The 12,004-nt window shown below is 72.2% G+C and carries 13 protein-coding genes; 11 read left to right on the forward strand and 2 right to left on the reverse strand.

What is annotated here, in order from left to right; translation table 11 throughout:
- Positions 1 to 190 precede the first annotated feature (190 nt).
- From ASG40_RS04860 to ASG40_RS04865, 3 genes are read left to right on the forward strand one after another with little or no spacing between them, the layout of a single operon-like run.
- Entirely contained in the window at positions 191 to 985 is a 795-nt protein-coding gene (locus tag ASG40_RS04860) for a heme ABC transporter permease (protein ID WP_055881597.1), read from the forward strand.
- A gap of 5 nt (positions 986 to 990) precedes the next feature.
- The gene (gene ccmD / locus ASG40_RS20240) at positions 991 to 1,158 is read left to right on the forward strand and encodes a heme exporter protein CcmD (RefSeq protein WP_082523907.1); all 168 of its coding nucleotides are present in this window, start codon (positions 991 to 993) and stop codon (positions 1,156 to 1,158) included.
- On the forward strand, positions 1,155 to 1,742 hold the full coding sequence (locus ASG40_RS04865) for a DsbE family thiol:disulfide interchange protein (RefSeq protein ID WP_055881600.1): 588 nt from the start codon (positions 1,155 to 1,157) through the stop codon (positions 1,740 to 1,742). Before ccmD ends, ASG40_RS04865 begins: the two co-directional genes overlap by 4 nt.
- Positions 1,743 to 1,745: 3 nt before the next feature.
- Here ASG40_RS04865 and ASG40_RS04870 read toward each other — a convergent pair whose 3' ends face one another.
- Positions 1,746 to 2,357, reverse strand: a complete 612-nt coding sequence (locus ASG40_RS04870; RefSeq protein ID WP_055881602.1) for a septation protein A — start codon at positions 2,355 to 2,357, stop codon at positions 1,746 to 1,748.
- A 102-nt stretch (positions 2,358 to 2,459) separates the two neighbouring features.
- Here ASG40_RS04870 and ASG40_RS04875 point away from each other — a divergent pair, with 102 nt between their 5' ends.
- Positions 2,460 to 2,693, forward strand: coding sequence for a type II toxin-antitoxin system VapB family antitoxin (locus ASG40_RS04875; protein WP_055881604.1), 234 nt, complete (start codon positions 2,460 to 2,462; stop codon positions 2,691 to 2,693).
- On the forward strand, positions 2,690 to 3,082 hold the full coding sequence (locus ASG40_RS04880) for a type II toxin-antitoxin system VapC family toxin (RefSeq protein ID WP_244480530.1): 393 nt from the start codon (positions 2,690 to 2,692) through the stop codon (positions 3,080 to 3,082). The genes ASG40_RS04875 and ASG40_RS04880 overlap by 4 nt, the downstream gene beginning before the upstream one ends.
- Here the strand turns inward: ASG40_RS04880 and ftsY are convergent.
- Entirely contained in the window at positions 3,079 to 4,452 is a 1,374-nt protein-coding gene (gene ftsY / locus ASG40_RS04885; protein ID WP_055881607.1) for a signal recognition particle-docking protein FtsY, read from the reverse strand. The two genes, ASG40_RS04880 and ftsY, sit on opposite strands and share 4 nt — an antisense overlap.
- 41 nt (positions 4,453 to 4,493) lie before the next feature.
- On the opposite strand from ftsY, the gene ASG40_RS04890 reads away from it, so the two are divergent.
- The 6 genes from ASG40_RS04890 (at position 4,494) to ASG40_RS04915 (ending at position 11,991) form a co-directional block, all read left to right on the forward strand.
- Positions 4,494 to 5,213 (forward strand): RluA family pseudouridine synthase, encoded by a 720-nt coding sequence (locus ASG40_RS04890; protein WP_055881610.1) that lies wholly within the window; start codon positions 4,494 to 4,496, stop codon positions 5,211 to 5,213.
- Between the two features lie 212 nt (positions 5,214 to 5,425).
- Positions 5,426 to 5,929, forward strand: a complete 504-nt coding sequence (locus ASG40_RS04895; RefSeq protein WP_055881613.1) for a chemotaxis protein CheW — start codon at positions 5,426 to 5,428, stop codon at positions 5,927 to 5,929.
- Positions 5,929 to 7,374: a CheR family methyltransferase gene (locus ASG40_RS04900; protein ID WP_055881616.1), complete on the forward strand. Its 1,446-nt coding sequence runs from the start codon at positions 5,929 to 5,931 to the stop codon at positions 7,372 to 7,374. The genes ASG40_RS04895 and ASG40_RS04900 overlap by 1 nt, the downstream gene beginning before the upstream one ends.
- Positions 7,371 to 7,979 carry a chemotaxis protein CheW gene (locus ASG40_RS04905; protein ID WP_055881617.1) on the forward strand — a complete coding sequence of 203 codons (609 nt, stop codon included), beginning with the start codon at positions 7,371 to 7,373 and terminating at the stop codon, positions 7,977 to 7,979. The genes ASG40_RS04900 and ASG40_RS04905 overlap by 4 nt, the downstream gene beginning before the upstream one ends.
- A 64-nt stretch (positions 7,980 to 8,043) precedes the next feature.
- Complete coding sequence (locus ASG40_RS04910; RefSeq protein WP_055881621.1) at positions 8,044 to 9,714, forward strand: methyl-accepting chemotaxis protein; 1,671 nt, start codon at positions 8,044 to 8,046, stop codon at positions 9,712 to 9,714.
- A gap of 15 nt (positions 9,715 to 9,729) precedes the next feature.
- Positions 9,730 to 11,991 carry a hybrid sensor histidine kinase/response regulator gene (locus tag ASG40_RS04915; RefSeq protein ID WP_055881623.1) on the forward strand — a complete coding sequence of 754 codons (2,262 nt, stop codon included), beginning with the start codon at positions 9,730 to 9,732 and terminating at the stop codon, positions 11,989 to 11,991.
- Positions 11,992 to 12,004: the final 13 nt, after the last annotated feature.

The following is a 12,004-nucleotide window of genomic DNA, read 5'->3' on the forward strand; positions in this document are numbered from 1 at the left end:
TTCTGGACCGGCCGCCGGGGAGGGTCAAGGCGAGGCGCGAAAGCCCGTCGCCACCCGCCGCCAGACCCGCGGCGGCATCCCGGTCCAGCCCCGGAACGCCCGGCGTCCGCCCCATCGAACCATGCGGGCGACCGGGCTGCGCCCAACCTCCGCATTGCGGTTGCACCGCACCCTGCGCTAAGGCCGGCACATGTGGACCCGCCTCGCCCATCCCGGCCATTTCCTGCGCTGGACCGCCCCCGTGATGCCCTGGCTCGCCGGGCTGTCGGCGGCGCTCCTGGCCTACGGGCTGTACCTGACCTGGTTCGTGGTGCCCGCCGACTACCAGCAGGGCGAGACCGTGCGGATCATGTACATCCACGTGCCGGCGGCCTGGCTCGGGGTGTTCTTCTACGGGTCCATGGCGCTCTCGGCGATCGGCACCCTGGTCTGGCGCCATCCCCTCGCCGACGTGGCCCAGCGCGCCGCCGCCCCCATCGGCGCGGCCTTCACGCTGGTCTGCCTCGTCACCGGCTCCCTCTGGGGCAAGCCGATGTGGGGCACCTACTGGGTCTGGGACGCGCGACTGACCTCAATGCTGATCCTGTTCCTGATCTACTGCGGCATCATCGCCCTGTGGCGGACCATCGAGGATCCAAACCGGGCCGCCCGCGCCATCGCGATCCTGACCCTGGTGGGCGCGGTGAACCTGCCCATCATCAAGTTCTCGGTGAACTGGTGGTCGACCCTGCATCAGCCGGCCTCGATCCTGCGCATGGGCGGCTCGACCATCGACAGCTCGATGCTCTACCCGCTGCTCCTCATGATCCTCGCCTTCACCCTCCTCGGGATCACCCTGCACCTCCAGGGCATGCGCACCGAGATCCTGCGCCGCCGGGTGCGGGTGCTGACCATCCGCAAGGCCGAGGCCCTTGACCAGGCTGGCGCGCGCCGGCCCGCGCCTGCGTCCTCCCCCGCCCTCGATCGGGCGATCCCGGGTCTGTGACCGCGATGGATCTCGGGCCGCACGGGGGCTTCATCCTGGGAGCCTATGCCTTCACCGCCCTGGTGATCGGCGGGCTGATCCTGCACGCCCTGCGCGACGCGCGTGCCCAGCGCCGGACGCTGGCGGCGATGCAGGGCGAGCGGACCGACGGACCTTCGGGAGAGCCCTCGTGAGCCGCGACACCCCTGCCGCCCTGCCCCGCCGATCGCTGCTGACGATCCTGCCGGTGGTCGCCTTCGCGCTCCTGTGCGTGATCTTCTTCCTGCGCCTGCGTTCGGGGGCCGATCCGGCGGCGGTGCCCTCGGCGATGATCGGCCGGCCGGCCCCCGCCTTCACCCTGGAGGCGATGCCCGGCCTCGTCGGCGAGAACGGTCCGGTGCCGGGCCTGTCGAGCGACGAGCTCAAGGGCAAGGTGACGGTCCTGAACGTGTGGGCGTCGTGGTGCGCGCCCTGCCAGATCGAGCATCCCCAGCTGATGCGGCTGGCCCGCGAGCCCGGCCTGCGCCTCGTCGGCATCGACTACAAGGATTCGCCCGAGAACGGCCGCCGGTTCTTGAGCCGCAACGGCATCCCGTTCCAGGCGGTGGGCATGGACCCGACCGGCCGCACCGGCATCGACTTCGGCGTCTACGGCGTGCCCGAGACCTTCATCATCGGCCCCGACGGCGTCATCCGCGACAAGCTCGTGGGCATCCTGACGCCGGAGAACTACGCCTCCGTCCTCGGACGGATCAGGGCCGTGGCCGACAAGCGCTGAGCCTCACGCCTCCGGCGCGTCCTTGCGCTCGTGCCGCATCAGAAGCGGCGTCTGCGACAGGGCGAAGGCGATCGTCAGCGGCATGATGCCGAACACCTTGAAGCTCACCCAGAAATCCTCGGTCTGCGTGCGCCAGACCACCTCGTTGAGCACCGCCAGCACGAGGAAGAACAGGCCCCAGCGGAAGGTGAGCTTGCGCCAGCCCTCCTCGGTGAGGGCGAACACGCTGTCGAGCACGACCGACAACAGCGATTTGCCGAAGGCCAGCCCCCCGAGCAGGACGAGCCCGAACAACGTGTTCACGATGGTCGGCTTCATCATGATGAAGGTCTTGTCCTGCAGGGCCAGGGTGAGGCCGCCGAACACCACCACCACCACGCCGGAGACCAGCGGCATGATCGGCAGGCGCCGCATCAGGGCGTAGTGGATCGACAGCGCGATCACCGTCGCGGCGATGAACAGGCCCGTCGCCACGAACAGCCTCTGGTCGGGCGTGACGCCGAAGCGCTCGGCATAGGCGTTGGCGAAGAAGAACACCACGAGCGGCCCGAGTTCCAGCACGAGCTTGAGGAACGGCGGCAGATGACGCTTCGGGGGGACGGCTTCGATCTGCATGGTCTGTCCTCGGCCGCTCGGGCGCGGCATGGTCGTTCCGGCGCCCGCGCTGTACACGGGTTTGAGCCCCCGCCTCAACCGGCCAGCCCCGGGAGCCCGCCGATGTCGATCACGATCGAGGACCCCGATTTCGAGACCCTGCTCGCCGAGGTCGCGGCCAGCGCCGGGCGGAACGGCACCGACCTGCTCGTGGACCTGCTGCGGCGCGAGCGGGAACGGCTGGATGCGATCGAGTCGGGTCGCCTGCTTCATCGTCAGTGGACGGCCCTGCCGATGGTGGACGACAGACCCATTGACGCGATCCTCGCCTACGACGAGCAGGGGCTTCCCTGTTGAGTGACATTCACGTCGTCGACACGTCGGTCTATGTCGCGATCCTCCTGGGCGAGCCTGACGCGGATCGGTGGAGCGTTGCGATCCGCTCCCGTCCGAGGCGGGTCATGGCGGCTGCGATCTACCTCGAATGCGCGATGATCAGCCTGCGTCGGTCGGAGGGCCGAGGGGCTCTCGATTCGTGGCTGCTCCGGGAAGCCATCGACGTGATCCCAGTCGATCACGCCCTCGCCCAGCGCGCGGCCGATGCCTTTGCCAGATACGGCAAAGGCCGGCACCCGGCCGGCCTGAACTTCGGCGATTGCTTTTCCTACGCCCTGGCTCAGGCCCTCGGAGCGCCGCTTCTCTTCAAGGGCGCCGACTTCGCCAGGACCGATATCGCGATCGCCTAATCCGCCTCCAGCCCCGCGATCGCCCGTGCGAAGTCGCGCGCCGCGAACGGCTCGAGATCCTCCACCCCTTCGCCGACCCCGATGAAGTGGACCGGCAGGCCGAACTTGGCGGCCAGCGCCACGAGGATGCCGCCGCGCGCCGTGCCGTCGAGCTTGGTCATCACGAGGCCGGTGACGTTGGCGGCCTTCGAGAACAGTTCGACCTGGCTGATCGCGTTCTGGCCCACGGTGGCGTCGAGGACGAGGAGCACCGCGTGGGGAGCGTCGGGGTCGATCTTGCGGATCACGCGCAGGATCTTCTCCAGCTCGGCCATCAGCCCGGTCTTGTTCTGGAGGCGCCCCGCGGTGTCGATCAGGAGGACGTCGGTGCCCGCCGCCTTGGCCGCCTTGAAGGCCTCGAAGGCGAGACCGGCGGCGTCCGCCCCTTGCGCGCCCGCCACCACCGGCACCCCGGTGCGCTCGCCCCAGACCTTGAGCTGCTCGATGGCGGCGGCGCGGAAGGTGTCACCGGCCGCCAGCATCACGCTGCGCCCCTCGGCCTTCAGCTTGAGGGACAGCTTACCGATGGTGGTGGTCTTGCCCGCGCCGTTGACCCCGATCATCAGGATCACGAACGGTCGTTTCGCGCCATCGACCACCAGCGGCAACGCGACGGGGAGCAGCGCCCGCTCGACCTCCGCCGCCAGGATGGCCCTGACCTCGTCGGGCGAGATCCCCTTCTCGTAGCGGCCCTTGCCCACGGCCTCCGAGATCCGCATGGCGGTCTCGACCCCGAAATCGGCCTGGATCAGGGCGTCTTCCAGTTCCTCCAGGGTGTCGGCGTCGAGCTTGCGCTTGGTGAAGAGGCCGGTCACCCGTTCCGACAGGGCGGAGGAGGTCCGCTTCATGCCGCCCGTCAGCCGGCTCCACCAGCCTCGCTTCTCCGGCTCGGGCAGGACGACCTCGGGCAGGACGACCTCGGGCATGACCACCTGAACCGCCCCGGGCGCGGGGTCCGGTTCGGGCTCCGGCGTCGGCGGGAGGGACGTCGCCGGCGCCTCCTCCACCGCCTCCTCCACCGGCTGGAGGTCGGCGCCCTCTATCTCGTCGGGGACGGCGTTCTTGTCGGAATCGGCCTGCGACGGCTCGCTCGCCGGCAGCGGGACATGGGCCACGTCCGCCGCGCCCGTGGCGAAGTCCGGCTGGCCTTCCGAGATCGAGGCAGGGGAATCGAGGGGCGGCGCCACCGGCTCGGCTGCGGGAGTGGGCTCCGGCCTGGCATCCGCCTTGGCATCCGGCGGCTGGACCGGCACCGGCTCCGGCGGCCACGCCTCCTCCTTCTTGCCGAACATCCGGCGCAGCAGCCAGCCCGGCCTCTTGTCGTCGCTCATTCCCGCTTGCTCCCTGGTCCCGGCGGCGTTAGCGCGAGACCATGCCCCCAGCCGATGCCCTCGTAGCAGACATAGGCGCCCGCCTCCTCTACCGCGATGGCCTGATTCTCGTCATCGACAAGCCGGCCGGACTGCCCGTCCATCCCGGCCCGAAGGGCGGCGAGACCCTGACCGACCACCTCGACGGCCTGCGGTTCGGCCTTCCGCGCCGTCCCGAGGTCGCCCATCGGCTCGACCGCGACACCTCCGGCTGCCTGGCGCTGGGGCGCCATCCCAAGGCGCTCGCCCGCCTGAACAAGCTGTTCGCCGCCAGCGGAAGCGTCGGCAAGACCTACTGGGCGCTGGTGGAAGGCGGCCCGGACGAGGCGGACGGCAGCATCGATCTGCCCCTCGCCCGGCGCTCCGACGACCCGCGCAGCTGGTGGATGAAGGTCGACCCGGCCGGCGACCCCTCCCTGACCCGGTGGCAGGTGCTGGGCCGCTCGCCCGACCGGGCCCTGACCTGGCTGGCGCTGACCCCCGTCACCGGGCGGACGCACCAGCTGCGGGTGCATTGCGCCGCTTCTGGATGGCCGATCCTCGGCGATCCGATCTACGGCACGGCCCCGCGCTTCGGCGGACCTGGGCTGCAGCTCCATGCGCGGGCCTTGAGCCTGCCGCTCTATCCGAAGAAGCCGCCCATCCTCGTCACCGCCCCGGCCCCGGCGCACATGGCGCCCATGCTCGCCGAATGCGGGTGGCAGGGGGAATCCGAGAGCTGATCTCCGGTCTCCTCGTCCTGGCGAGGCACCGTCCCGTGGCGAGGCATCGTCTCGCGGGCAGGCATCGTCTCGCGGGCAGGCATCGTCTCGCGGGCAGGCATCGTCTCGCGGGAAGACATCTTCGGGTTTGCTCTCCCTCCACCCGCCGTCCTATCTGAGGACGCAGCCGGCCGGCCGGCCGCTGCTTCGTTCGTCCTGACCGGAGCCGCGTCCTGGTACCGTCCCCCACCTCGGCCTACCTCGTCGTCTCCCTGGCCGGCACCACCTGCGCCCTGGCGCAGGTCGAGGTCAGCGAGATCCTGCCCCTGCCGCGCCTGCACCGCCCGCCGGCGGCGGGCGCGATGCTGGCCGGGTTCCTCGATCTCGGCGGCCTTCCGGTGCCGGTGATCGACCTGCCGCGCCTGCTCGGCCTGCGGGGAGAAGCGCGGGTGCCCGAGGACGAGAACCCCTACCGCCACCTGGTGCTCGCCGCCGACGGGGCCGCCGCCTTCCTGGTCGACCGGGTCGACGACCTCGTCCGGGTGGGGGATGAGGCGGTGCACCCGATCTCGCAGACGAGCACGCTGAACGGCTGCGTCGTCGCCGAACTGTCGCGGCAGGACCGCCTCGTACCGATCCTCGCGGTGCCGCGCATCCTCACCCTTGAGGAGCGGGACCGGCTCSCCGCCCTCGCCGCGCGCGAGGCCGACCGCCTCGCGGCGTTCCCGGCGGCGTGATGGCGACCCGCACGACCCGGCCGGGCCCGGAGACCGATCCGGGCTATCCCGCCCTGAAGGCGGCGGTGATCGCGCGCACCGGCCACCACTACTACCGCGACAAGGACGGGCTGCTGTTCGACCGCCTGTACCGGCGTTTCAAGGCCTGCGGGCTGACCGACGCCGGGGCCTATCTCGCCCATCTCTCCGGACCGGAGACGGGACCGCCCGAGTGGGCCGCCCTCGAATCCGAGATCACCATCGGCGAGACGTTCTTCTTTCGCTACGCCGAGCAGTTCGCGGCCCTGCGCCGGACCATCCTGCCCGGCCTGATCGCCGCCAGGGCACAGAGCCGGACCCTGCGGATCTGGAGTGCGGGCTGTTCCACCGGGGCCGAGCCGCATTCGATCGCGATCCTGCTCCACGACCTCCTCGGCCAGGACCTGCCGACCTGGCGCATCGCCATCACCGGAACCGACATCAGCGACGCCGCGCTCGCCGTGGCCCGCTCGGGGACCTACGGGCGCTGGGCGCTGCGGACGCTGCCCGTCGAGGACCAGGAACGCTTCTTCGTCACCGGCCCCGGTGCGCCCGGCGCGTCCCGGGACGGCAGCTTCACCCTGCGTCCGCACTTCCGGCGGATGGTGACCTTCGAGAACCAGAACCTCCTCGGATTGCTCGACGACGGCCTGCCGCGGTTTTCCGACGTCGACCTGATCCTGTGCCGCAACGTCCTCATCTACTTCGAGGCCCGGGTCGTGTTCGACCTCGTGAACGCCTTCGGCCGGCGGTTGAAGCCCGATGGCTGGCTTCTCCTCGGCCATGCCGAGCCGAACCCGTCGTTCTGCGAGATCCTCGACCCCGTCAACCTGCCCGGCACCGTCGCCTACCGTCCCCGCGGGGCCATGCCGGCCGAGCCGGAGGGGGCGCCGCAGCCCGCCGTCATCGCGCCCACCCCTTGGCGTCCCCTCCCCGCTCCCCCGGCACCGGTGCGGGTGGAATCCACCTGGGTGAGCCCGGTGCGGGCGCACCCAGAACCGGCCTCCCCGCCGCCGCCGCGGACGGACCCCCTCGACCGGATCAGGACCCTGGCCGACACCGGCGCGGTCGCCGAGGCCTGGCGCGCGGTGCGCACGGCCCTCGTCGAGGGGCCGACGCAGCCCGCCCTCCACTATTACGACGGGCTGCTCGCCTGGAGCCTGGGCCGCGAGGTCGAGGCCGAACGCGCCTTGCGCGGTGCGATCTACCTCGACGGCGACTTCGTCATGGCCCATTACCAGCTCGGCCTTCTGTTGACGGGGGTGGGTCGCCGCGAGGCGGCCGCGCGCAGCCTCGACAACGCCGTCCGGATCGCCCGGCGCCTCGCGGCGGAGGACGAGGTGCCCGAGGGCGACGGCCTGCGCGCGGGCCAACTCGTCGCGACGGCCATCCTGGCCCGCGACGGCCTTCGAGAGGACGTGACGTGACGGCTGGGGCCCTGATCGACGGCAGGACGCAGGCGCGGCTCGACGCGCTGCTCGACGAGCGCTCCGCGACCCTGGCCAGGCGCGGCCGGTCGGGCACCCGCGTCGCGACCCGCCCGGTGCTCCTGTGCCTGTGCGGGCCGGACCGCTACGGCCTGCCGCTCGGCGAAGTCGCCCAGGTCATGCCGGCGCGGGCCTGCACGCCCGTGCCGGGCGCGCCCGCGGCGGTGCTCGGCCTCGTGGCGCTCTCGGGCCGCGTCGTCAGCGTGATCGGCCTCGCCGAGGCGTTGGGACGCCCCGCGGAGGGGCTCGGACGCCACGCGGGGATGACGGACAACGCTGGGTGGGAAACGGACGGCGAGGTGCCCACCGGCCATTTCGTGTTGCTGCGCGGCACCGGGGCGGCCATCGCCCTGGCGGTCGACCGTGTCGAGGCCGTGATCGCCATTCCCGTCGAGGCCGCTCCGGCCGGCGGCGAGGCCCCGGCGGGGCTGCGGGAGGCAAGCCTGGGAAGCGGAGCGGTTTCGGTCTATCAAGCGGGCGGATCGCACCCCGGGGCGGTCGTGGTCATCGACCCGCGGCTGCTGATCCATCGCTACCTGTCGTGAGCCCGCGTCCGTCGGACGGCGGCGCATCCACGGCGAATCCGGTCAGAGGAGCAGGGACGCAAGCGTGACGATCTCGATTGGACGACGCATCCTCCTCGGCTTCGTGGTCGTCATCCTCGTGATGGTGGCTCTGGGCGCCTACGCCCTCACCCAGATCAGCGCCGTGCGCGACAATACCAACACGATCATCAGCCGCGACCTGTCCGTGGCGCGCAAGCTCGACGACCTGGCCAACAAGGCCCGCGACCTCGGCATCCTGCGCCGCAACGCCGTGATCGCCAGCCTGTTGCGCAACAGGTCCGACGCGGATCAGACCGTGACCACCGACGGCTGGCGCCGCACCGCCGACGAGGTCGATGCCATCATCGCGGACCTCGTCCGCACCACGAGCGACTACTCCGCCACCGCCCCGTCGCCCGAGCGCGCCGCGATCTGGAAGCGGCTGTCCGAGGCGTCCACGACGACCGTCGGCGCCTTCCGCCAGCTGCGTGCGGCCAGCGAAGGCCAACTCGCCGCCATCGCCGCCAGGGACACCGCCGGCATGGAGGGCCGGACCGAGGCCCTCGACCGCTCCCAGGAGGCACTCCTGCGCGACGTCGAGCGCACCCGCGACCTCCTCGACGAGGGCATCGCCGCCGGCCAGCGCCGGTCCACCGAGATCTACGACCTCAGCCGCCTGTCGATCGCCCTGTTCCTGTCCGCCTGCATCGTGATCAGCCTCGTGGTCACCGCGTTGATCCGGCGCGGGGTGGTGACGCCCCTCGAGGAGGTCATGGTGTTCGCCGAGCGGGTCGGCGGCGGCGACCTCACCGGCACCCTCGCGCGCACCGGCGGGGACGAGTTCGGTCGCCTCAGCACCACCTTCAACGCCATGGTGTCGGGGCTGGCCGACCTGGCGCGCACCAACCGGGCCGCCACCGCCGACCTCAACGCCGCCGCAGCCCAGATCCGGGCCTCGGCCCAGGAGCAGGCGGCCAGCGTCGAGGAGCAGTTCGCCGCCGTCCAGGAGACCGCCGCCACGGTGGACGAGATCACCCATTCGGGAGCCCAGATCGGCAAGCGCGCCACCGAGGTGATCGCCACGGCGCAATCCACCGCCCAGACCTCGCGCGCCGGCCTGCGGGCGGTCGCCGACACGGTCAAGGCCATGGACGCGATCCGCGAGCAGGCCGAGGCGGCGGCCGGCAACATCGTCTCGCTCAGCGAGAAGACGCAGGCCATCAGCGAGATCATCACCACGGTCAACGACATCTCGGAGCGCACCCATCTCCTGGCCCTCAACGCCGCCATCGAGGCGGCGGCGGCGGGCGAGAGCGGGCGCAGCTTCGCGATCGTCGCCTCGGAGATGAAGCTGCTGGCCGACCAGGCCAAGGCCGCCACCGGCCAGGTGCGCACGATCCTCTCCGAGATCCAGCGTGGCATCAACACCTCGGTGATGCTCACGGAGGAGGCGGTCAAGCGGGCGGCGGCCGGCAAGGCCCGCTCCGACACCACCCAGCGCACCATCGAGGAGATCACCGCCCGGGTCGAGGAGAACGTGCAGACCTTCCAGCAGATCGTCGCCTCGACTAACCAGCAGCAACTCGGCATCGAGCAGGTGATGGGCGCCCTCCAGAACATCCGTCAGGCGAGCCAGCAGACCGCCGCGGGCACCCGCGAGGTGGAGGCGGCCTCGGCCAACCTCACCGAGTTGGCCCAGGCGCTGATGACCCTGGCCGACCGTTACCGGCACTGAGCCCGGCCGCCGGGCGTGGACATCCGACAGCAGCTCCTCGAGGCCTTCGCCATCGAGTACCGCGAGCACGTGGACGTGATCCGCGCCGCGCTCGCCGCCGGCGCGGAGGCGCGCGCGCCGGACTGGAACGACATCTTCCGCCGGGCGCACAGCCTCAAGGGGGCGTCGCGCGCGGTGGACCTGCCGGCGGTGGAGGCGGTGGCCCATCGCCTCGAGACCCTGTTCGAGCGGATCGTCGAGGGCTCCGCCGCCCTCGACCGGGCCGCCCATGCGGCGGTGGACCTCGCCCTCGACCGGATTGAGGCCTGCGTCGCCGACCTGCAGCGGGGCCTGACGCCCTCCCCTCCCCAGGATGCGCTGGCGGCCCTCGACCGTTGTCTGGCCGGCCCGGGCGAAACGGATCGGGCCGGCCCGGCCCCGCCACCGGCCCGCGCGGAGCCGGCGGCCGAAACCCCGCCGCCTTCCGCGCCCGAGCCCGCCGGGGAATCCGGCCCCACGGTCCTGCGGGTGCCCGCCGATGCGGTGGAGGCCCTCACCCGTGCCGCCCACGAACTCGGCACCGCCCTGATCGGCGAAGGGTCGGTGGCCGAGGGCCTGGCGCGGATCCGGTCCGGCGCCCTCGAACTCGGCCGACGGGCCGAGCGGTTCCGGTCCGCCGCCGACGGGGCCGGGCGACAGCCGGCGGCCGTGGACGCGAAGGCCCTCGACGCGGCACTGGCGGAGATGCGCGTGCTGGAGGCCGGCCTGCTCGGACTGGCCAGGGATGCGACCAGCCTGTCCCGGCAGCGTAGCGTCGTGGCCTCGGCGGTCGAGGCCGCGGCCTCGCGGGTGCGCGACGAGACCGAGCGCCTCGCCCTGGTGCCGGCGGAGGCGGCGTTCGGCGGGTTTGCCCGGGTCTTGCGTGACATGGCCCGCGACGCCGGGGCCGATGTCGACGTGAGCGCCACCGGCCTCGACCTTCCGGTGGATCGGGCCATGCTCCAGGCACTCAAGGACCCCGTGCTGCACGCTTTGCGCAACGCCCTGAGCCACGGCGCGGAGCCGGCCGCGGTTCGCGCCCGCCTCGGCAAGCCCCCGGCCATGGCGATCGGTCTCGACGTGGCGGTCCGGGGCGGGCGCCTCATGGTCACGGTCGTCGACGACGGGCGCGGGCCGGATCTCGGCGCCATCGCCGAGACGGCCCGGCGGCGCGGCCTCCTGGCGGGCGCGTCCGATCCCGAGACCCTGCTCGCGGTGGTGTTCGAGCCCGGTTTCTCCACGAGTACGGGGGTGGACACCCTGTCGGGACGCGGCATCGGCCTTTCGGTGGTCGCCGACACGGTGCGCCGCCTCGACGGAACCGTGCGGTTGCAGCCGCGCGATCCCTGGGGCACCGCCCTCGTCATGAGCCTGCCGTTGCAGGCGGCGCGGCGCAGCCTGCTGCTCGTCGAGGCCGGATCGGCCACCTACGCCCTGCCGAGCCGGTCGATCGAGCGGCTCCTGCGCATCGAACGCGGCAGCGTTTCGAGCGTGATGGGGCGCTCCGTCCTGACCCTGGCGGCCGAGGCGGCCCCGCAGGCCGACGAGGCCGGCCTCACGGTGCCCGTCGCCCACCTCGCCGACCTCGTCGGCGGAGCCCCGCAGTCGCGGCAGGCGGCGGAGCCCGGTGCGATGAACGCCGTCCTCCTGCGGGACGGCCAGCGCCGCTGCGTGCTGGAGGCCGACCGACTCCTCGACGTCCGCACCCTGCTGGTGATGCCGGCGCCGCCGGTGACCGGCGACCGCCGGCTGGTGGTGGGAACGGTGATCGTCGACGGCAGCCGGCCCGTCCTGGTCCTCGACCCCGACGAGGTGGTGGGACGGGCCGCCGAAAGCCGTGCCGCGGCCGCGCCCGCCCTGTCGCAGCGCGGAACAATCGCTTCCGCCCGCCGTTCGACGATCCTCGTCGTCGATGATTCGATCACCACCCGCACCTTGGAGAAGGGCATCTTGGAAGCGGCGGGGTATCGCGTGGTGGTCTGCGTCGACGGACAGGATGCCCTCGACCGCCTGCGGGCGGCGATCGAGCCCGTGGACCTCGTGGTGGCCGACGTCGAGATGCCGCGCCTCGACGGCTTCGGCCTCCTCGAAGCCCTTCGCGCCGAGCCGGCCTTCGCGCGCCTCCCGATCGTTCTCATGACGTCGCGGGGTGACCCCGACGACGTCGCCCGCGGCCTCGCGTTGGGCGCGGACGCCTACCTGACCAAGCAGGGCTTCGACCAGGGCCGGCTCCTCGACACGATCGGGCAACTGCTGTGAGCCTGTCGACCGC

The sequence above is a fragment of the Methylobacterium sp. Leaf399 genome, from assembly GCF_001424525.1.
Classification (GTDB): domain Bacteria; phylum Pseudomonadota; class Alphaproteobacteria; order Rhizobiales; family Beijerinckiaceae; genus Methylobacterium.